Raw genomic sequence first — 21,090 nt, 5'->3', positions numbered from 1 at the left:
TAATCTCACTCAGTTAAGATGGTTTATTGGTAGTCGAATCGGATTTATTGTTCTATAAAAGTTCTTCTAAACAGAACTTTTATAGAACTTTATACGCATCAAGAATCGTTATCTGAGGCATCTTCTTTATTTAAAATCCGCCCTTCCCGTTTTGGTCGAATCAATGGCGCTGTTGGTCGGGGATGCGTATGTGTATATTGCATACCGACTCCCGCATTTACGTCATCTGCTGCGATTTCAGTTTCAAAGCGCTCATTATCAAGATCTCGAATTTCTTCGGTAATTCTTTCTACTTCGTCTTCATCCACACCAAGTTCTTGTAAAATAACACCACCAAACTTAATCGCAGATTCAAACGTTTCACGGATCATAAAGTCTACTTTTTGTTTGACTAAATGCAGTGAGTGCTCGCGATCATATGAACGGACTAATAATTTCGCTAAAGGAAATTCATGAGTGACGAGTTCTACAATTCTATTGGTTGTCTCTTTACTGTCTACACACACCACAATCGCTTGTGCTGTTGCAGCGCCAGAAGCATGTAGAATATCTAAGCGGCAGCCATCGCCATAATAAATTTTAAAACCAAATTTTTCCGCGTTTTGAATCATGTCCGTATTATTATCAATAATGGTGACATCTACCCCTCTTGCCAATAATAATTGACTGGTGACCTGTCCAAAGCGCCCAAATCCAATCATTAAAACACTGCCACTTAATCCCTCGGCAATATTGACGTTTTCTAATGAAACATTCGCTTTAAATTGAGTAAACCGTTTAAAAATAATACCGACAATTGGTGTCAAAACCATTGAAAGCACAACAATAGCGGTAAGATTAGATTTAATAGTATTGTCAATAACTTGGGCACTTAGCGCGGCAGAGAAAAGTACAAAGGCAAACTCTCCGCCTTGAGCCATGAGTAAGGCACGGTCCAACGCTTCAGTATGAGGGCTTTTCGTTATTCGGGCGACAATATAAATCATAAGCGCTTTGGCAAGCATGAGGGCAACTACACCACTAACAATGAGCTGCCAGTTTTGAGCAACCACTGATAAATCCAAGGACATGCCAACCCCAAGGAAAAACAGGCCCAGCAAGATTCCTCGGAATGGTTCAATATCAGCTTCAATTTGATGTCTAAAGGTCGATTCAGATAAAAGCACACCAGCTAAGAAAGCACCCATCGCCATAGACAAACCGCTCACTTGCATGAGCAACGCCGCACCCAATACAACCAATAATGCGGCAGCAGTCATGACTTCTCGGGCTTTAGCAGCCGCCAAGAGTCTAAATAATGGATTAAGTAACCAATAACCTGCGGCAATAAGACCTGCAATTGCGATTAAACCAATGCCTATATTTTCTAAACGTACAGATGTGCTTTCGACAACATGGTTAGGCGCCATAAAAGCGACAATAGCCAGTAAGGGTACAATCAGTAAATCTTCAAATAATAAGATGGCTACAATTTTTTGCCCACGAGGTTGAGTCAAGTCACCTCGATCGCCCAATAACTGCATCACAATAGCAGTCGACGTTAATACAAATCCTGCTGCACCAATAAAAGCAACTTGCCACGTAAAACCAAATAACAGTCCGACGCCAGTCAAAGCCAGTGCGCAAATGATGATCTGTAATGTGCCAAGGCCAAAAATTTCGCGTCTAAGGCTCCATAAATGTGATGGTTGCATTTCCAAACCAATCAGAAATAGGTACATCACAATTCCCAACTCGGCAATATGTAAAATTGCAGCAGAATCTTGAAAAAAAGCAAAACCGAATGGGCCAATAATTAGGCCTGCAATTAAATAACCTAATACCGAACCTAAACCAATACGTTTAAAAATAGGAACTGCAATTACAGCAGCCGCCAATAAAACCACGGGAGCAACCAAGCTAATTGAATGCGCTTCTGAGCTCATACATTTCTCATTTTATTTATCTGCAATTTATTCTATGTGAAACCATGTTTAAGGGCGATTATTAGTTTTGAGAAAAAGCATCCTAAAAATAAAAATTGAGCCTATATGTATGAACGAGATACCTCTTTATCTTAATACTCATAAATAAGCACTCATAAAAAAAGCCCTTACGGGCTTTTTTTGATTAAACAACGAATTTCAACATCAGCTGAATAACCGTTGCATTAATTAAATCGACAAAGAATGCACCACAAAGTGGAACAATTAAAAACGCCTTATGTGACGGTCCATACATGTTAGTAATGGCTTGCATATTTGCAACCGCCGTTGGTGTTGCCCCCATACCAAAACCGCAATGCCCTGCTGATAACACCGCTGCATCATAGTTTTTACCCATTACACGGAACGTCACAAATGCCGCATATAACGCCATTGTAATGGTTTGAGCACCCAAAATTACAACAAGAGGCCCAGCCAAATCTGCAAGTTGCCAAAGCTTTAATGAAAGTAATGCCATTGCTAAATAAAGTGACAATGAAGCGTTACCAAATACATCAATCGCACGGTCGAAAATATCAACTTTTAACACGCTTTCTAAGATGTTTCTTAAAATTACCCCGCCACCCAGCGCCCAGACGAAGGTTGGTAACTCAAACCAAGTTCCCTTACTAAAGCCTGTCATAAATTCAGCAAATGCCAAACACGCTGCAAACATACCTAGTGTAGTAATTGCATTATCGGCTGTAATTAAACGAACTTGATGTGGATTTTCAAACGGAGCAAGGTCATCAGAATTTTGCTCAACATGACCATCACGCTGTTGAATTTCAGCATTGGTTTTTGGTTGTGCAAGGCTATAACGATTAATGAGTAATTTCGCTAATGGGCCACCAATCACACCACCAATAATCAAACCAAAAGTCGCACTCGCCATACCTAAAGCTAGAGCACCCTGAATACCATGCTGAGTTTCTAGAATTTCCCCCCAAGCTCCTGCTGTACCATGACCACCCGTTAAGGTAATTGAACCCGCAATCAAGCCAATAAGTGGGTCAAGGCCAAGCAAAGTCGCAAGACTCATGCCTACCGCATTTTGCACAACAATGAAGGATGCTACACAGACTAAGAAGATAACCAAAGCCATGCCGCCTTCTTTAAGCTTCATAAAATTGGCACTTAAACCAATAGAAGCAAAGAATACGAGCATAAAACTGGTTTGTAATTCGCTACTAAAAACAATGCTATATCCCCATATGGTATGGACAAGTAGCGAGACGACCGCAGCAACTAAACCGCCTGCTACAGGTTCTGGAATATTGTAGCGTTTTAAAAAATCAATTCGATTAACAAGGAAGCGGCCCAATAAAAGGACAATGACCGCGGAAATTAGTGTATAAAAACCATTAAATACAAATTCCATATATACTACTTTCCAATTACATTCCCAAAGGATTGTAAAATAATTATATTTTATTTTTTAATATGTAAAAAAAACACAAACAAACTTTACAAAATTACTCTACCAATAAATTTTCACCATTCTTTTAAAAAGCTTAATTTTTTAAATATTTTATATAAAATGATTCACTAATATTAATTTAATTATTAATTTCAAATATTTAACCTTAAATATTCTTAATTAGAAATAATTACCCCTTGATACCTTAAACAGAAAATCCTGTCTTTTAAGTCACTGAACTTAGCTGTCATTCCATTTAATATCCTTAAAAGACCAGCTCGTTATTGTTCTGGGCAACATCTTTATAGGTTTTATATTCAATGAGTTTATTGCTTAAAGTTCGACAGAACGTTCCACAGCTACAGTCCATTAAAAAATCTCTTCAGACAGGTGCTGGTCAAAAAATACCTCACATGCTGATCAATGCATCGGATCTATTTTTTAGAGGTCCTCAAATTGCCTTGTCAGGAAAAACGCCATTTGACGTGATTTATAAGCATGAAATTATTAGCTTACGGCATTATAGAAATGAGACGAATACTTCTACACCTAAACACCGCGTACCGTTAGTTATCGTTCCACCACTAGCAGTTAACATGCTCATTTATGATTTATTTCCTACTCGCAGTTTTGTCCGCTTCTTTTTAGCACAAGGTTTTGATGTCTATTTAATTGACTGGGGCGTGCCCACCCGACATCAAGCAAAATACAATTTCGGCACCTACATTAAAGTCTTTATGCCTGAAATGTTAAAGCAGGTCCGCTTGCACAGTGGTCAACAACAGCTTTCTTTACATGGATGGAGTTTGGGCGGTGCACTTTCACTCTGCTATACCGCATTATTTAAAGACAAAGATATTAAAAACTTAATTATTTTAGCTTCCCCTATCGATACGCATAAAGCGGGTTATATGGGGAAACTCTATGGCAGCTTAACCAAACCTGCGCAATGGGTTCGCAAACATACGCCGTTTCGTATTCGTCACCATGTGCCGAGTAAGGCATTTCATATTCATGGATGGCAAAACACGCTAGGCTTTAAATTAACTGACCCGATTGGAAATCTAAAAACGTATTGGGAACTTTTTAAAAATCTCGATAACCGAGAATTTATTATTGACCACGCAACTTCTAGTTCATTTATCGACAACATGCTGGCTTATCCGGGTGGAGTCATGCGTGACATCATCCTTCGTTTCTGGATTGATAATGAATTATCCAACGGTGTAGTGAAATTCGGTGAACTTACAGCCTATATAAAAGATATTGAATGTTCGGTGTTAGCACTGGGTGGTAGTACGGACATTATTGTGACCGCTGATGCTGTTAAACCTCTCATGGATTTAATTAGCAGCCAAGATAAAACGTTTAAGGTCGTACTGGGTGGACACATGGGTGTCGTTTCCGGAAGCCAAGCACCTACTGCGGTCTGGCCTGAAATAAGTAACTGGTTAGTTGAGCGCTCAGGTTAGTTCGTTTAAACAATAATAAAAACCAGCGTAGCAAGCCATACGCTGGTTTTTATTATTGTGGTGATTAACTCTTAAGCTTTAAAGTAAAAACTAATAATTCCATATTCAAAGATGTTAAATATCCAGTACCAACTTATCCGAACGAGGCAAACTGTTGCAGGTGGTAATACGCAAATCTGGTTGTGCCTTATATTGATCTAAAGTAGTAACGCCTTGTAGCTTATTACAGACACAAGCACGGCATAACCCTCTTTCACATCCCGATGGAATATTAACGCCAGCCAAACGTGCAGCTTCTAATAGCGTTGTCCCTCCATCAACCACAATCTCAATACCACTCCGTGCAAAGTGGATAACATGATCTTTACCATCAGTTGGGTGCTCTACTACCGGAGGGGTAAAACTCTCTGTATGAAATTGTATTTCAGGTAATCCTAAATCCAGTAACATAGATTTTGAGGCAGCAATAAATCCTGGTGGAGCACAAACATACACTTCATGTGCTGTTATATCGGGAACCACTTTAGCTAGTAATTCAGCATTTAGTTTCGCCTGATACATTTGCCCTGAAATCGAATAATTAGGGTCTATCTTATTACATATAAAATGCACATCAAAACCAGATAAGTTGGCAACTTCACGTAATTCATGTTCAAAAATAATAGATCTCTCATTACGGTTAAAATAAAGTAACTTAACTTGGCTATGTGGAACTTCACGTCTTGCCTTACGTAACATACTCAAAATTGGCGTAATACCAACACCACCCGCAAGGAAAACGATCTGTTTAGGTACTTCTTTCAGAATAAAATCGGGAGAGGCCTGCGGTACTCCTACCAAAATCATATGTGAATTTTTCTTAATATGATCATTGATATAATTCGAAACACGTCCGCCCTCTACACGTTTGACGGCAATTTCCAAACAATTATCTGCCTCGTGACTGTCTCTTAACAAACTATATTGTCGAACCAGACTTTCATCTTCGACGTCAACCCGTACAGAAATAAATGCACCAGCTTCCCAAGTTACGCCCTCCCATCCTTGAGGTTTTTCAAAACGTATCATTAAAGCCTGATTTCCTGCTTGCGGAAAAACAGCAAGGACCTTAACAGGTACATTATAAAAACGAGGCTTATTTAAATACGTCATATTATCTGGCAGTTTATATCGGGCTCCATATACGACTCGACGTAATAACTCCTTAGGACTTTTTAGTATTTTAAAAAAATTTCCTCTTTCTTGCTCGCCTACAGGACTCGCCAATTTGAGTACATTAACCATCATATCTGGCACAACATCTTCAAGAGACATAACATTGTAAGGTAAGCCATGCTGCAAACAGATTTCTTTAACAAAGGGCTGAATTTCTCTTTGACGATTACATGGTAGGTCTGGAAATAAATGATGCTCTAAGTGGGTGTCCAATCCACCATAAAACACATCAAATGCAGGTGGATTATCGAATTTAACTTCCTCTTCCAACAATGTTTTAAAATAATGATCAAGTTGGGCATAAGGCGTAAAATTACTCGTTGCTAAAATTTGACGGCGAAAATACTCTTCTTCTGTTTCACTCAATCCCGGGTCACTAAATAACTCAACATTGGGTGAATGGTGTTCCAGAAATAAGACAGCAACAGTCAAATCATAGCCCAAAACTGTACTCAGATAATTTCCAAAAAATGTCGGCAATATCCGATGAGGAGAGACCGAAAGAGGATCTTTCCAAAAATGCTGAGCAATATATTTTTTTGTCAGTTTTAAGGTTTGTTCAATGGTTGTTCGACTAAGTACTTTACGCCCTTCTGTTTTAGCAGCTGATGCTCCAGTAAAAAGAGAAAATACAAGATTAGGTGTTGTTAATAATAAAACCCACAACAGTGGAAGTTGCAAAGTATGGTGACCATACCATGGCTGACCTGGCTTAATACGTAAAAAGGAATATCCCAAATCATGGTCTACGCCAACGATATTAGTAAAAGGATGGTGATTTTGATGATGCATCACACGCCATTCATAAGGATCCACCATAAAATTCCAAACCCACCGTTCAGAATGGAAAGAACCTGCATTTGGCAAATGATCATAACTACCATGCATGATGTTATGACCAAGTTCAGAAAACTCAAGTAATGTATGCAATGCACCTAATATCGCGCCACGCATTATGGCATTAGGTTTTCCACCTTGTTGGATCAACTCATTACTACGCGCTTTAATCGCTTGAGAGTAAGCGGCAACATTTCTGATATGTGCTAGGTCTACATCACCAACTTTTGCTTTAGTTTGATCATATAAAGCTTTTAAAGCAACCGTTAAACTTTCGTGCTTGCCGTCTTTATTATTTAGCATTTTATATATCCCTATCGGATTTGATCCTATCCGAAAAGATATAAAGTTTTGAACATTAGCAGAATGACTTTATACTACCAAACTTGACATTTCATGACACATAAAGCATGTCTATACAATTATATTGGGATTTTCCTCGCAGTATCAGTGCTATTCGCATATTGCTTATGATAGGTCAGCAATATGGTTTAACACCTGAAAGTTGTATTGAAAACACACATATTTCTTTGGATGATTTGTCGCAACCTAACTTTGAGGTAAAAGCAGAACAAGAATTTTTAGTTATTCGAAATTTACTTAAACTACTAGATCCTACACTTCCCTTGAGTATAGAAGCAGGTCTAAGGCACCATACAACGACATTTGGTGCGTGGGGTTTTGCCATTCTTAGCAGTCAGACCATGAAAGAAGCCTTATATTTTGCTATGCGATACTTTCAACTTAGTTCCATTTTTTGCAATTTAGAAGTTATTCAGGAAGGTATCTATACGTTACTGATTTTTGACCATAGTCAATTGCCTGATGACTTAGCGTGTTTTCTGGTTGAAAGAGATCTTATAACTGTTATATCAATTCAACGAGATGTCTTGCCTATCCAGTTTCCTGTAATGAGCATTAATGTTGCTTTACCTGCACCTGTGTATGCCGATAAATTTCCCGAATTGGCAGGTTATCCCATTCAATTTAATCAACCGCGTAGCTGCATTATTTTTGAAAGCCGTTTGCTTGATTTACCATTACCTCAAGCAGACCCATTTATTCGTGCACGATATGAAGAAGAATGCCAACAGCTTTGGACGCGAAGAAGTTCTCTAGGCAGCTACAGCCAAAAGGTCAGGAATATTTTACTCCTACAACCCTCTCAAATGCCTAAAATTGATGAAATGGCAGCACATCTTAAGGTCAACCTTAGAACCTTACAACGCCATCTTGCAATTGAAGGAATTACCTATGAACAGCTTATTGACGACATTCGTAAAGACTTAGCCGAAGACCTACTCAAAACAACCAATTTAACCGTTGAAGAAGTGGCCACTCAATTGGGCTATTCTGAAGTTTCAGCATTTTCCAGAGCTTTTAAACGCTGGAAAGGCGTCTCACCACGAAATTTTAGGCTACAAAAATAAATTTAGATTCAATATTCTAATGTTTATCCACGCCAGCTTCAGCAAGCAAACTGGTCGCAAAATTCATAATTAATAAGACTAAATTATTCGCTTTTTCTTCTGATTCAGCTAAGCGCCCTTCTAATAAAAGATGGGAAAGGCCATGCACAAGGCTGCAACTTAACATTGCTAATACTTCAACTTGAGCATCATTTTCATCTACACCTAATATTGAAGCGGTTAATTGATGTAATTGAGTATATGTACTATCTACGGCTTCTTTTAACTCAAGTCCTTCATTCTTTTGTAATTCAGGATTAAACATCAAAGCGAAAAGATTTCGATTATTTTTTGCAAAGTTGATATAGGCCAAACCAAATAGTTTCAAAGCCTCGGGCTGAGAATTAGCATATTGCAACGTTTGGCTTTGCTCCGTTTCTAATCTCTGAAACCCTTTTGCAGCCAGCGCTGTCAGAAAGCTATCTTTGTTTTCAAAATGCCGATATACCGCATTGGCACTTACTCCAATTTGTCTCGCCATTTCCCGAAAACTAAGACTCTCGGCATCATTATCTTTTAAGTGAACTAGTCCTGCATTTAATAATTCTTCACGTACATTTCCATGATGATAATTTGACTTTTGAGATTGTATAGACGACATGTTGACACCGCGCACATATTATAAGCATAATGTGTGCACTGAACACATTATGCTTTTACTGTAGTTTTATCCTCCCCAGAAGATAAATCCTATTTTTGTTCAGTAAGAATGCTTAAACAAAACAATCACCTAGAATCACACTCAAACAATAAGGCTGTGAAGCAAAGGATACTGGGCTCATAAAGTAAATTTTTAACTTTTCTCTTGAGCCTAATTATCTTTAAGCAAAGGAACTGATATGAACAATCTTAGAAGTATAAAACAGGCTTTGTTATTTACAATACCATTGATGTTGGTCAGTTCTCTTGTAAACGCCGAACTTAATCGCTTAGATGACAAAAGTTTATCTGGTGTAACGGGCCAAGCATTATTTAATCTAACCAATATTGCAGCTAATCAAAATGGTAATCCAAATACAGATATAGGTTTTTATCGTCTCGGAATGGAAGCACAAGTAGAGTTAAATGCAAATATTAAACGTTTACAGCTAGGTTGCGGTGGGACTAAAGGAGTGGGTTGTGACATTGATATTGAAAATATTAGTTTAGCAGGTGTCCTCCCCGTAAATGGTAGTTATCCAGGATCAGATGCCGTTATTACTAATCCTTTTATCGAGTTTGCTATAAAATCGCCGAACAGTGCTTCTACTCGAGAAATTGTTGGCTTTCGTCTTGGAGCATTAGGAATATTAGGCAAACTTGGATTGGGATCAAATACAGATTTAACAACATTAGCGGATGACACAGCAGGAATTAACTCTTTATCTGGTGATTTGAATTTAACGCTTACTAATACTGTTCTGAAGAATGTAGTGATTGCAAATGGATTGATCTCTACAGAAGCACATATTAATGATTATAACAAACAGCTTATTCTTAACCGAGCTACATCAGCAACGCTGGATAATGTAGTAGCTAAAACTGGTCCACTAAGTGTATTAGGTATCTTAGATCTACCTTTAGGTTTAACTCTAAGTAATGCCACATTAAAAGATTATCCTCTATCTGGTTTCCATGAAATTTTACTAGCCCAAGATGCAGCAGGAACAATCCCTACTAGTGACGCATCATTGTCCTTACAAAAAGAGGCCATCCGTTGGCAAAAAATAAGTACAGGAACTTTCGACAATACTGTAGCCGCTCAACCTGGATGGTGGCTTTCCTTACCTAAAGTTTTACTCACGGATATCGAAACGCAACAGCGGATTGATGTAGGACTTGGCGAGGCATTAGGAGGATTAGTTGGTAGAGAGTTAATTATTAATCCTATTGACTCTGGACAGATAGGTATTAAAAACTGCTACGGAAACCTGAAATTTTGTTAAGCAAAAAGTTTCATATAAAGCTTGATATGAGGCTTAAATTAAAACAACTCATGATTTTTATACCATTATTAGCAGGGCTGAATACATCCCAAGCTACTACAGTCTATAGGTCAATAAATATGTGCTCAGCTTCTGTTAAACATATACCTGATAATATCCAGAACTCTATCTCTAAATTAAAAATGAGTTCAATAAACTCAAATACTTCAAATATTGCTTTTATTATTGCCTCGGCTATTGCTGCAAAGCACAATAAACCCATAGATATAGAACATATTACTACCTATTTACCGGCTTACCGAAACCAGCAAAATTTTTATTATTCCTTACTTGATATCAAGAAAACATTTGAGAATTTCAATATATCTGTTGAGGCCAACAAGAATGCCTCACCTTTTGATATGTTAAAATTAACCAATGAAATCCTTATTGGTATTGATCAGCAAGATCAACTTTTTGCATTAGTTGGCTCATCGCAAGAATATGTCTATTTAATTTATGGAATTATGAATCGAAAAGCATTAATCTGCCCTCTTAAAAAATCTTTATTTATTCAAAACTTTACGACTAATAAGTTTTTAATTCTTAGATAGTTGCCACCAAATCTATTAAATAAAGGAGTTTTTATTAATTCCAAAAATTAGGCTTATTTAATCATTATAAAAAAATAAGCCTTTATATTATTAAAATTAAGTTTTAGAACATAATCTTTAAAATTTAATCGACTATTGGATTTAAGTCTCGGTTCATTTGCACAATATCCTGATGCGTTGGATTAGCCCCTAAGCTTGAGAAGAGTTCAGGTAAACGATCACGTTTTTTTTGAGCCTCTCCTTTTTGAGCAATAGCGACTCCTTTCCTCATCATTTGCTGATCATAATCACAGCAATATGCTGGCGTACATGGTTGTTGTCTCCAAGAATCCTCTAAATTCCCTGCATCTACACGGTCAAAACCTATGTCGTTAACAAGGCTCATAACAACATTTTTTGAAGGGATGCTATCTCCAGCAATTGCTATCGCTAATCTATTTTTACTTCCTTCAACTTGGCCTAATTCTGCAAGTGAATAAGCTAAAATATTATTAAAAGCTTTAATAACAGGACGATTAATCTGCTTGGATACCCAAACACTTTCTGTCATTCCATCATCAATTTCTTTAATATGCGGATCACGGAAATCAGGATAATAATTACTCGTATCTATAATAATTTTATCTGTAGGCGCTGAGTAAAATAAATCTGCCGGCAATTCTTTTATAGCTGGGAGAGGAATTGATAAAATAACAACATCTGAAGAATTAACAGCTCCATATATATCGACTGCTTCTACGTTTATTTCATCCGCAATTTTTCTTACACCGTCCACACCTCTAGAATTCGCAACATATATAGTATGGCCTGCTTCTTTAAAAAGACATGCAAGGGTCTTTCCAATATTACCCACACCAATCATACCTATTTTCATATAACAACCTTTTTAGAAGTTTAATACAGTTAACACTTTTAAGTTTAAAGATAAGCTGAGATAATAGGAAGTACACACAAAAAAGTAAGTATATCCCAAAAAGGTAAGTATGAAAGCAGAACGCGACTGGAATTGTGAAGACCCTCAACAGCGGCTAGTATGGGCAAAAATCACCACTGAAGCTCTTAAAGTTATTGAGGGGAAATGGAAAATAATCATCCTTTGTCAGCTTTTTGCAGCAAAACAACCCCTACGTTTCTCTGCATTAGAAAAACTTATCGAAGGCGTTAATCAAAAAATGCTGATTCAGCAACTTAAACAATTAGAACAAGATGGGATTATTAAACGGACCGTCTATCCACAAGTCCCCCCTAAAGTTGAATATGAACTTACTGAAATAGGGTTAGCACTAGGCCCTTCTATGGAAGCACTTATTGAATGGGCAGAATTTAAAAATCAAAAATTAAATAGCGACTCAAAATAATAAAAACTAAGCATAAATTTTATGCTTAGTTTTTATAAGATAAAAATAAGTTATTTCAAACCGAAAGTCTTTCTAATACTTTTATCAACAGGACCACTTGGCATGAAGCGACGTAACTTACTTAATAAAGATGCTTGTCCAGATGGTGTACGGCGCATTTGCCAATCGCCAATCGCAGCAGCGACAATTGTATCTGCAACACCGTCCGGCTGAGATGCATGATTAATCTGATTCGATATGGCCTGTGTAGCTAAGCTACGTTCATTGTCATATTCAGGAATTTTTGCACTTACCAACGGCGCATTTTTATCCAGATTGGTTTTGGTGAAAGAAGGTTGGACAACTGTCACTCGAATTCCAAATTGACGAAGCTCGTGATCTAAAGACTCCGACATCCCTTCAACTGCATGTTTGGTTGCCGAATATAGCCCCATATAAGGTGAAGGAAGGAAACCCAATACCGAACTAATATTTATAATTCTCCCATAATGCTGTACTCGCATATAAGGCAATACCGCTTGTATGGTACGAAGAATACTAAATACATTCGTATTAAATAAAAATTCTGCTTCTTTTATCGAGGTTTCTTCTACTGCACCGATCAGGCTTGCTCCAGCATTATTAATTAAAATATCAATACGCCCAGCCTTATCAATAATAGAATGAATCCCAAGCTGGACAGAGTCTTCATCAGACACATCCATTTCAACGAGCTCAACCCCTTCTATAGGTTGGGCTTTTACTTTATTTCTGACTGTTCCAAATACTTTATGGCCTTTTTTAGCAAATTTTTCTGCCGTAACCCGACCAATTCCAGAGGAAACACCTGTAATTACAACCACTTTTGAGTTTGACATACGAACTCCAATAATTTTTAAATTTAAAAATCTGATCATTAAACCGCTGGTTTAGTTCCGATTTTGAACCAGATTGAATACATAGCCGGCAGGAAAACTAACGTTAAAATCGTTCCAGCAAGCGTTCCACCAATCAGTGTGTAAGCCAGCGTTCCCCAAAACACTGAATGAGTCAGAGGAATGAAAGCCAAAATAGCAGCCAAGGCCGTTAATATGACGGGTCTGGCACGTTGTACTGTGGCCTCCACAACTGCATTAAACGGATCTAGCCCAGATTGTTTGTTATGTTGAATTTGCCCAATCAAAATGAGTGTGTTGCGCATCAAAATTCCAGACAATGCAATCAACCCAACCAATGCATTGATACCAAATGGCTGCTGAAATAAAAGAAGTGTCGGTACCACACCGATTAATCCCAGCGGGCTGGTGAGAAACACCATAATCATTGCAGCGATAGATCTCACTTGAAGAATGATAATGAGCAGAGTCATTGCCAACATGATCGGGAAAATAGGAAGCATCGCTTTAGTGGCTTTACCCGACTCTTCAATAGAACCTGCTTCAATAATGCGATAACCCTTCGGTAGATTTTTCATAACGGGTTCAAGCTGTTTGGTAATTGCGGTAGATACATCTGGTGGTTGCAACCCTTCAGCAATATCTCCCCGAACAGTAATGGTTGGGACCCGATCTCGACGGCGTATGACAGGTTCTTCCATCCGTACTTCGATCTTGCCAATTTGTGACAGAGGTATACGTTGTCCATTTGCCCCAGTGAGTGTGAAATCACCAATTTTTGCAGGATCCAGTCTTATATCACCTGCAGAACGGGCAACGACTTGTACTGTACGAATATCTTCGCGCACAGAGGTAATCGGGATACCTGTTAATAAAAACTGTAGTTGCTGTGCCACTGAGCTTGATGTCAGACCAACTGCTTGTAAGCGGTCTTGTTCCAAGGTGAAATGAAGTGCTGGTACACGTGTTCCCCAGTCGGTATTTACAGTTCTCATCATTGGGCTGGCATTCATAACATGCTGAACCTGAGCTGCAATTACACGTAATTTTTCTGGGTCAGGACCTGAAACACGGTAAGCCACTGGATATGGCGAATATGGCCCAAAGACAAGTTGTGTTACACGTAGCTGTGCTTCTGAAGCAAGTCCATTCGAAATAGCTTGTCTTAAACGATGTTTTAAGGCTTCACGTTCCTCTTGCGTATCAGTTCGTATCACAACCTTGGCAAAGGATGGGTCTGGTAACTCAGGTCCCATTGAGAAATAAAAACGAGGTGCACCTTGACCAATATACGAAGTCACGATCTTTGCTTCATTTTGCTTAGCTAACCAAGCTTCAACTTTGGCTGTAGCAGCGCTAGTCTGTGTAATTGATGTGCCATAAGGCATTTGTACTTCAACAAGGACTTCAGGACGGTCAGAGATTGGGAAAAATTGTTTTTTCACCAATGCCATTCCACCTACTGACAAAACAAATAATCCTATAACACTGCCGGCAACAAGCCATTTACGAGCAATTACACGTTCAAGAATTTGGCGGAAACGGTTATATCGTGGGGTGTCATAAATTGCATTGTGCCCACCTTCGACCTTTTTAAAATCAGGTAACATCTTCCCACCCAAATAAGGTGTAAAAACTACAGCAACAATCCATGAGGCAATAAGTGCAATGCCGACAATCCAAAACATATTGCTGGTATATTCACCAGCCGTAGACCGAGCAAAGCCATTTGGCATAAATCCAACCGCTGTGACCAGTGTTCCAGAGAGCATTGGTGCCGCCGTGTGGCTCCATGCATAAGCAGACGCCGCGATACGACTAAAGCCCTCTTCCATTTTGACGACCATCATTTCAATGGCAATAATGGCGTCATCAACCAAGAGTCCTAAGGCTAAAATAAGAGAGCCCAGTGTAATTCGGTCAAAGTTTTTACCCGTTGCCAACATCACCACAAAAACAATAGCTAATGTAAGTGGCACAGCCATAGCAACAACAACGCCAACGCGCCATCCCATGCTGATAAAACTTACAAACATTACCACAAGCAATGCTGCAAAGAACTTAAGCATGAACTCATCTACTGACGAGCTAATATTAACCGCTTGATCAGTGACTTTATTCAAACTAATGCCAAGAGGTAAATCTTCATTGATTGAGCCAACTTCGTTCTCTAAGGCTTTACCTAGATCTAATCCATTCCATCCTTCACGCATGACTACCCCTAACAGTAAGGTAGGTTCACCGCCATTGCGGATAATGAAAGTTGCCGGATCTTCAGAACCACGTTTAACACTCGCAATATCTGACAATTTCAAAGTACGACCTTGGGCAGTTATCGGCGTATCACGAATCTTTTGTAGTTTGTCGAAAGCACCATCTAATCTGACAAAAACTTGAGGACCTTTGGTTTCAATGGAACCCGCGGGAGTAAGTACATTCTGATTATTAAGTGCAGCAAATACATCTTGTGGATTTACGCCTAATGTTGCCAAGCGCTCATGTGAAAATTCAATATAGATACGTTCAGATTGCTCACCAATAATATTGACCTTCTTTACACCAGGCACATGGAGCAATTGCTGTCTTATGGTTTCTGCATCACGCACCAATAATCTTTGTGCTTCATTTTTTGCCTTCAGAGCAAATAATGCAAAAGTTACATCTGCATATTCATCATTAACCAGCGGTCCAATTACACCAGCTGGTAAATTGCTCATTTCATCATTTACTTTCTTCCTCGCTTGATAAAACTCCTCCTGAACTTGAGAAGGTGGCGTACTATCAAGTAAGGTTAGTGTGGTAAAAGCCAGCCCTGGTCTGGTATAGGTTTCTGTTCGGTCATACCAACGCAGCTCCTGCATCCGTTTTTCGATTTTTTCAGCGACTTGATCTTGCATTTCTTGGGCAGTTGCACCGGGCCAAGCAGTCACAATGGTCATGACCTTCACTGTAAAAGCTGGGTCTTCAGCTCGACCTAATTTAAAAAAAGCAACGATGCCTGCAATTGAAATCAGAAAAATCAGGAATAGCGTGATACCCCGTTCACGGACAGCAAGAGCCGACAGATTAAAACCTTTCTCGCTCATGAGCGCCCTCCTTCATTTCTAACTGAAGGATTTTTTGCCTGTGATGTAATACGGACTAACTCGCCTTCTCGAAGTAAATGTGCACCTAGAGCAACAATTTGATCTCCACTTTGAATATTGCCAGTTACATACGCATATTCATCATCAACCTGTTTAACAACAACAGAACGCCACGTTACTTTTTGAGTTTTTCCATTAATTACCCATACCCCAGCCCCCTTTCCTTTATCAAGTAATGAACCAATCGGTACTTGTAAAAAATGTTGTGGACTCTGATTTTGAGCTCCAATCCGTACAGTGACGGTTGAACCTAAAGGAGCATTTGCTAAATCTCCGTCTAATACAAAACGTGCTTCAAAAGTACGAGTGAGTTGATCTGCTGTATTTGATAACTGTCTAAGTTTAGCTGGGACACTTATATTTTCTTTACCAAAGAGAGTGGCTTGACCAATAGCTCCTATTGCAGGGCGTAAGGTCTCAGGAAGCTGAATAACCGCTTCTCTTTGACCAGAATGAGCTAAACGAATTACTGTTTGACCCGCGCTTACAACTTGCCCCGGTTCAACCAGTGTTTCCATAATTGTGCCATCACCATCGGCTGTTAATTCGGCATAGTGACTGGCATTTAATGCAACTTTAGCTTGAGCTTGCGTTGAACTTAGCTGTGCTCTCGCCGTATCTGCTGCGGCCTTAATCTGATCATAGGCGGAAGCAGATATAGCTCCACTTCCACGCAAATCGCGATATCGAGCTTCATCTTTTTCTGCTTGTTCAGCACGTGCTTTGGCTGCGCCTACAGCTTCTTGCTGAGCTTTGGCAGCAAGTTCCAAATCAGCCGGATCAATACGCATCAGTAACTGTCCGCGTTTTACAGTCTGGCCAGCTTCAACAAACCGTTTGATTACTTTGCCAGAGACACGAAAACCAAGATCACTTTCTACCCGTGCGCCTATCGTGCCTGTAAATGCTCTTGAGTCAGAAGTAATTTCTTCTTGCACAGTTGCGACTCGTACTAAGGGTGCCGAAGTACGAGGGTCAGATTGTGTATTTTCAGCACAACCTAGCAAGAAAAAAGGAAATAAATATATTGCAGCAAATGGAATAAGGCGACGATAACGCATATTAGAGTCCCCCCCTTGAAGAAATTAATCAGGAGACTCATTTTTAATCAAGTGACCAATTTAGTCAATAGTCACAAATTTATTATGGCGATAAACTTCTCAGTACAAGACTAGAAAGCAGTACTGGAGCATCCGTGTTATATGAAATGCTATGTTGTAAAAGTAATGGGTGTAGGTAAGGTCTCATGACTAAATAAATAGCCTTAACTGCTTCATCAATTGGCGTTTTTCTTTCAAAATCACCTGATTGGCGACCTTCTTGAATAATGTTCTGTACTACTTTAAGAATTCGATTTTCATAAGCGATTGTAGCATCCCATTTCTCAGAAGCAGCAGAAACGGCAATTTCATAGAGCTTGCGGTCTTGAAAAAATAAACGAAGGCTTGCTTCAACAATTACTTTAAATAACACTCTTAATTTTTCAGCTGGATATTCAGCTTCATTAATAGCTGTATTAACTTCATCTTCAATTTCACGCAAACAATTGGCACATATCATTTCGCCAATTGCCTGTTTAGATTCAAAAAATTTATAAATATAAGCTTTAGAAAAGCCTATAGACTTTGCAAGATCAGAAACTGTAGTTTTCTCATAACCATAGCGGCTGAAATGCTCTGTAGCAGCAACCACGATTTGGTCCCTGACCTCATGATCTTCCGGTCCTCGCTTTGAAACAGGATAACTACTTTTTTCTTTACTCATATTTTCAATTCAAACCTTTGTGTGAAAGTCGTAGTTTAACTCTTGGCCCCTGATATTGACAACAAGTGACTAAATTGTATTATAGTCACAATTAAACCATTGTTCAAAATCTCGCCTTGGGGAAAATATGTTATCTAGATCTATCGTTTTCTTACCAATACTCACCAGCATTCTTGCTGCTTGTACTGTAGGTCCTAATTATAAACGTCCCAATATATCGCTACCCGAGCAATACATTGGCGCTCCATTAAACTCATCAAGTGACGAAACCAAAGCAGATATTGAAGTATGGTGGAAAAGCTTTAATGACCCTCAACTTACTCGATATATCACATTAGCATTAAAACAAAATCTTGATCTGACCCAAGCATATACCCGTGTAACTCAAGCCCAAGCAGGCTTATCGGCAGTCAATGCTTCTTTACGCCCAATAGGTACTGTTGACGCGCAAGCAGCTAAAGTTTACCAATCCGTTGACACTCCACTGGGGCAAGTTTTAAATTCAATGCCTAATTTTGACCGACATGGTAGTTCTTATGAGACAAACCTCAGTGCCACTTGGGAATTAGATATTTTCGGAGGTCTTCGAAGAGACCGTGAAAGTGCTCTAGCAAACTATCAGGCTTCGAATGCAGGCGCATCAGCAGTCCGTTTAATGGTCGCAGCGCAAACAGCAAATCTTTATATTAATATTCGAGGATTACAATCTCGATTAGACATTGCCCAGCAACAATTACAAACGCAACAAAAACTTCTTTCAATTATTCAACTTTTATATAGCAAAGGATTGGCATCTGAATTTCAGGTCAAACAAGCTAAAGCGAATGTTGCTCAAGTTCAAGCTGTAGTTCCCGCACTTGGAATGAATCTAGACATTGCCATGAATGCACTCGACGTCATGCTTGGAACCGTACCAGGAACTCACCAAGCTGAACTAGCGGAAGTAAAACCAATTCCTGTTATTCCTAACATTACAGAAACAGGAACACCTCACGATCTTTTAAGTAGACGCCCAGATCTCATCATGGCTGAAAGACAATTGGCAGCTTCAAATGCACGTATTGGCAGTGCGATTGCAGAATACTATCCCAAGATTTCTTTAAGCGGCTTAATTGGTAGTTCAACCATAGCAAGTGGAAACCTATTTTCAAGTGGTGCCAATCAAGCTGCTGGCTTATTAGACTTGCGTTGGCGCTTATTTGATTTTGGTCGAATTAATGCACAAATTCGCTTAGCTAAGGGGCAAGAAGCCGAAATGCTTGCAGCCTACCAGTTAGCCGTTTTACATGCAGCTGAAGATGTAGAGAACTCATTATCAACTTTATCTAAACGACAAGAACAACTCGTAGCACTTCAAGATGGAGAAAATGCACTAAAGCATGCACAGAAAATCGCTGTAATTGCTTATCAAAAAGGAATTAACAGTCAAATAGAAGTATTACAAGCAAATTCGAGTGCTTTGCAATTTTCAGATAGAAAAGTACAGGCACAAACTGATTCAGCCCTTGCTGCTGTAGCAGTTTATAAATCACTGGGTGGCGGCTGGCAACCTCAAAAATTTTGAAGGAACCCTATTACCTCTATGACAAGCAGTTTATAAAGCGAGAATTATTATGCGGGAACAATCAGTACGCCAGCCGTTAAATACACATGATTTAAATCATGCGATCTTAAACGGACCAATTCCCCAAGTAATGCTAAAACTGGCGTTACCCACCATAGCTGTTCTACTCGTACAAACCCTGATTGGATTACTAGAAACATATTTTGTTAGCTCTCTAGGAACTGATGTAATAGCTGGTGTAGCCGTAGTGTTCCCAATTCTTATGCTCATGCAAATGCTAGCGAATGGTGGATTTGGTGGAGGACTAGCTTCAGCAATTGCTCGGGCTTCTGGAGCAGGCCGATCAGAAGATGTCCAATCCCTTGTCTGGCATGGTGTAATTCTTGCTGGCATTTTGGGAGGAGTTTTTAGTATTGTTATGCTCACCTCAGCCCAGATGATATATCACTTAATGGGCGTTAGTGGCTTAGCTTTAGATGCAGCCCTCAAATATTCCAATATTATTTTTATGGGTTCACCGCTCATCTGGGCTGTAGCCCTACTCTCAGCCGCATTACGCGGTGCAGGTGATACAAAAACTCCGGCCCGCATAACGCTTCTAGGTGGAGTACTACTTTTACCCCTATCACCTATTTTCATTTTTGGTTGGGGATTCATTCCCTCATTGGGTGTAGCTGGAGCTGGGCTCGCTGTCTTAAGTTATTATATTTTTGCCATCATATGCTTAATTAGGCACATGCGAACAACGCATAGCATTATCAAATTATCGATCAAGCCTATCAATTTTCAGTTCTTCAAAGATATTCTTGGTATTGGTTCACTGTCTGCTATTGGAATAATTCAACTCAATTTAACTGTTGTCATCGTAACAACCTTAGTTGGTCAATTTGGTTCTGATGCAATCGCTGGGTACGGTATTGCTTCCCGACTAGACTACGTGCAAGTTCCGCTTATGTTCGGCATCGGTTCAGCAATCATGACCATGGTAGGTATTAATTATGGAGCTGGGCAATTTCAAAGAGCACGTCATATCACATGGATCGGGGTTTTTATTACATTCCTTATCACTGGCTCAATAGGACTTTTCTTTAGTATTTTTCCTTCCATTTGGCTTGGTTTTTTCAGTCATGATCCATCTGTCCTTCAGACTGGAACAAATTACTTGCAGCATGTTGCGCCTTTTTACGGAGCAATAGGTATAGGTATGGCTCTTTATTTTGCAGGACAAGGTTCAAAACGATTATTAGGCCCTATCTTAGCTGGTACCATCAGAATGATTATTGCAGCTGTTATCGGAAGTATCGCTGTTCTATATTTTGATGCAAGTTTATCAACTTTCTTTCAAGTTATTGGCCTGAGTGCTTTGATATTTAGTTTGGTGTCCTGCTTGGCAAATTTTATCCATAGATAAAATTGCATTGAGTTCAAAAAATTGCTCAATTTTCTTAAAGATTTTGCACAAATCTTCTAGAACTACACTCACCTCTT

16 protein-coding genes are annotated in these 21,090 nt (G+C 39.1%); 7 read left to right on the top strand and 9 right to left on the bottom strand.

Annotated elements, in window-relative coordinates; genetic code table 11:
- Positions 1 to 98 precede the first annotated feature (98 nt).
- Both AC2117_RS06085 and gltS read right to left on the bottom strand, forming a co-directional pair.
- Entirely contained in the window at positions 99 to 1,925 is a 1,827-nt protein-coding gene (locus tag AC2117_RS06085) for a monovalent cation:proton antiporter-2 (CPA2) family protein (RefSeq protein ID WP_133972624.1), read from the bottom strand.
- A 184-nt stretch (positions 1,926 to 2,109) separates the two neighbouring features.
- Positions 2,110 to 3,345: a sodium/glutamate symporter gene (gene gltS, locus AC2117_RS06080; protein WP_133972622.1), complete on the bottom strand. Its 1,236-nt coding sequence runs from the start codon at positions 3,343 to 3,345 to the stop codon at positions 2,110 to 2,112.
- Between the two features lie 359 nt (positions 3,346 to 3,704).
- Between gltS and AC2117_RS06075 the strand changes: the two genes are divergently transcribed.
- Positions 3,705 to 4,856: an alpha/beta fold hydrolase gene (locus AC2117_RS06075; protein WP_133972620.1), complete on the top strand. Its 1,152-nt coding sequence runs from the start codon at positions 3,705 to 3,707 to the stop codon at positions 4,854 to 4,856.
- A 114-nt stretch (positions 4,857 to 4,970) separates the two neighbouring features.
- On the opposite strand, the gene AC2117_RS06070 is transcribed toward AC2117_RS06075, so the two are convergent.
- Positions 4,971 to 7,211 (bottom strand): fatty acid desaturase, encoded by a 2,241-nt coding sequence (locus AC2117_RS06070; protein ID WP_133972618.1) that lies wholly within the window; start codon positions 7,209 to 7,211, stop codon positions 4,971 to 4,973.
- 107 nt (positions 7,212 to 7,318) lie between these two features.
- Here AC2117_RS06070 and AC2117_RS06065 point away from each other — a divergent pair, with 107 nt between their 5' ends.
- Positions 7,319 to 8,338, top strand: a complete 1,020-nt coding sequence (locus AC2117_RS06065; protein WP_133972616.1) for an AraC family transcriptional regulator — start codon at positions 7,319 to 7,321, stop codon at positions 8,336 to 8,338.
- A 16-nt stretch (positions 8,339 to 8,354) separates the two neighbouring features.
- Here the strand turns inward: AC2117_RS06065 and AC2117_RS06060 are convergent, their stop codons facing one another.
- The gene (locus AC2117_RS06060; RefSeq protein ID WP_042897102.1) at positions 8,355 to 8,978 is read right to left on the bottom strand and encodes a TetR/AcrR family transcriptional regulator; all 624 of its coding nucleotides are present in this window, start codon (positions 8,976 to 8,978) and stop codon (positions 8,355 to 8,357) included.
- A 238-nt stretch (positions 8,979 to 9,216) separates the two neighbouring features.
- On the opposite strand from AC2117_RS06060, the gene AC2117_RS06055 reads away from it, so the two are divergent.
- A complete protein-coding gene (locus tag AC2117_RS06055; RefSeq protein WP_133972614.1) occupies positions 9,217 to 10,302 on the top strand; it encodes a hypothetical protein in 1,086 nt (361 codons plus the stop codon).
- A 119-nt stretch (positions 10,303 to 10,421) separates the two neighbouring features.
- Entirely contained in the window at positions 10,422 to 10,895 is a 474-nt protein-coding gene (locus tag AC2117_RS06050; RefSeq protein WP_133976218.1) for a hypothetical protein, read from the top strand.
- Between the two features lie 124 nt (positions 10,896 to 11,019).
- On the opposite strand, the gene AC2117_RS06045 is transcribed toward AC2117_RS06050, so the two are convergent.
- Positions 11,020 to 11,769 (bottom strand): NADPH-dependent F420 reductase, encoded by a 750-nt coding sequence (locus AC2117_RS06045; RefSeq protein ID WP_133972612.1) that lies wholly within the window; start codon positions 11,767 to 11,769, stop codon positions 11,020 to 11,022.
- A 109-nt stretch (positions 11,770 to 11,878) separates the two neighbouring features.
- Here AC2117_RS06045 and AC2117_RS06040 point away from each other — a divergent pair, with 109 nt between their 5' ends.
- A complete protein-coding gene (locus AC2117_RS06040; RefSeq protein WP_133972610.1) occupies positions 11,879 to 12,253 on the top strand; it encodes a winged helix-turn-helix transcriptional regulator in 375 nt (124 codons plus the stop codon).
- A gap of 50 nt (positions 12,254 to 12,303) precedes the next feature.
- Here AC2117_RS06040 and AC2117_RS06035 read toward each other — a convergent pair whose 3' ends face one another.
- The 4 genes from AC2117_RS06035 to AC2117_RS06020 form a co-directional block, all read right to left on the bottom strand.
- Positions 12,304 to 13,110, bottom strand: a complete 807-nt coding sequence (locus AC2117_RS06035) for an oxidoreductase (protein ID WP_133972608.1) — start codon at positions 13,108 to 13,110, stop codon at positions 12,304 to 12,306.
- Between the two features lie 38 nt (positions 13,111 to 13,148).
- Positions 13,149 to 16,214 (bottom strand): efflux RND transporter permease subunit, encoded by a 3,066-nt coding sequence (locus tag AC2117_RS06030; RefSeq protein WP_133972606.1) that lies wholly within the window; start codon positions 16,212 to 16,214, stop codon positions 13,149 to 13,151.
- Positions 16,211 to 17,335: an efflux RND transporter periplasmic adaptor subunit gene (locus AC2117_RS06025; RefSeq protein WP_133972604.1), complete on the bottom strand. Its 1,125-nt coding sequence runs from the start codon at positions 17,333 to 17,335 to the stop codon at positions 16,211 to 16,213. Before AC2117_RS06025 ends, AC2117_RS06030 begins: the two co-directional genes overlap by 4 nt.
- A gap of 82 nt (positions 17,336 to 17,417) precedes the next feature.
- Positions 17,418 to 18,038 (bottom strand): TetR/AcrR family transcriptional regulator, encoded by a 621-nt coding sequence (locus AC2117_RS06020; RefSeq protein ID WP_133972602.1) that lies wholly within the window; start codon positions 18,036 to 18,038, stop codon positions 17,418 to 17,420.
- Positions 18,039 to 18,165: 127 nt separating this feature from the next.
- On the opposite strand from AC2117_RS06020, the gene AC2117_RS06015 reads away from it, so the two are divergent.
- A complete protein-coding gene (locus tag AC2117_RS06015; protein ID WP_133972600.1) occupies positions 18,166 to 19,602 on the top strand; it encodes an efflux transporter outer membrane subunit in 1,437 nt (478 codons plus the stop codon).
- A gap of 49 nt (positions 19,603 to 19,651) precedes the next feature.
- Positions 19,652 to 21,013, top strand: a complete 1,362-nt coding sequence (locus tag AC2117_RS06010) for an MATE family efflux transporter (protein WP_133972599.1) — start codon at positions 19,652 to 19,654, stop codon at positions 21,011 to 21,013.
- The last annotated feature ends 77 nt before the right edge of the window (positions 21,014 to 21,090 follow it).

This window comes from Acinetobacter calcoaceticus, from assembly GCF_900520355.1.
In the GTDB taxonomy this organism is placed as follows: Bacteria; Pseudomonadota; Gammaproteobacteria; order Pseudomonadales; family Moraxellaceae; genus Acinetobacter; species Acinetobacter calcoaceticus_C.
This window is presented reverse-complemented; position numbering and strand designations above follow the sequence as displayed.

What these genes read in the sequence shown, in the direction of transcription:
- gltS (WP_133972622.1), bottom strand. Translation starts at nt 3,345, where the DNA reads ATGGAATTTGTATTTAATGGTTTTTATACACTAATTTCCGCGGTCATT.
- AC2117_RS06015 (WP_133972600.1), top strand. Translation starts at nt 18,166, where the DNA reads ATGTTATCTAGATCTATCGTTTTCTTACCAATACTCACCAGCATTCTT.
- AC2117_RS06035 (WP_133972608.1), bottom strand. Translation starts at nt 13,110, where the DNA reads ATGTCAAACTCAAAAGTGGTTGTAATTACAGGTGTTTCCTCTGGAATT.
- AC2117_RS06075 (WP_133972620.1), top strand. Translation starts at nt 3,705, where the DNA reads ATGAGTTTATTGCTTAAAGTTCGACAGAACGTTCCACAGCTACAGTCC.
- AC2117_RS06045 (WP_133972612.1), bottom strand. Translation starts at nt 11,769, where the DNA reads ATGAAAATAGGTATGATTGGTGTGGGTAATATTGGAAAGACCCTTGCA.
- AC2117_RS06040 (WP_133972610.1), top strand. Translation starts at nt 11,879, where the DNA reads ATGAAAGCAGAACGCGACTGGAATTGTGAAGACCCTCAACAGCGGCTA.
- AC2117_RS06030 (WP_133972606.1), bottom strand. Translation starts at nt 16,214, where the DNA reads ATGAGCGAGAAAGGTTTTAATCTGTCGGCTCTTGCTGTCCGTGAACGG.
- AC2117_RS06025 (WP_133972604.1), bottom strand. Translation starts at nt 17,335, where the DNA reads ATGCGTTATCGTCGCCTTATTCCATTTGCTGCAATATATTTATTTCCT.
- AC2117_RS06085 (WP_133972624.1), bottom strand. Translation starts at nt 1,925, where the DNA reads ATGAGCTCAGAAGCGCATTCAATTAGCTTGGTTGCTCCCGTGGTTTTA.
- AC2117_RS06070 (WP_133972618.1), bottom strand. Translation starts at nt 7,211, where the DNA reads ATGCTAAATAATAAAGACGGCAAGCACGAAAGTTTAACGGTTGCTTTA.
- AC2117_RS06065 (WP_133972616.1), top strand. Translation starts at nt 7,319, where the DNA reads ATGTCTATACAATTATATTGGGATTTTCCTCGCAGTATCAGTGCTATT.
- AC2117_RS06010 (WP_133972599.1), top strand. Translation starts at nt 19,652, where the DNA reads ATGCGGGAACAATCAGTACGCCAGCCGTTAAATACACATGATTTAAAT.
- AC2117_RS06055 (WP_133972614.1), top strand. Translation starts at nt 9,217, where the DNA reads ATGAACAATCTTAGAAGTATAAAACAGGCTTTGTTATTTACAATACCA.
- AC2117_RS06060 (WP_042897102.1), bottom strand. Translation starts at nt 8,978, where the DNA reads ATGTCGTCTATACAATCTCAAAAGTCAAATTATCATCATGGAAATGTA.
- AC2117_RS06020 (WP_133972602.1), bottom strand. Translation starts at nt 18,038, where the DNA reads ATGAGTAAAGAAAAAAGTAGTTATCCTGTTTCAAAGCGAGGACCGGAA.
- AC2117_RS06050 (WP_133976218.1), top strand. Translation starts at nt 10,422, where the DNA reads ATGTGCTCAGCTTCTGTTAAACATATACCTGATAATATCCAGAACTCT.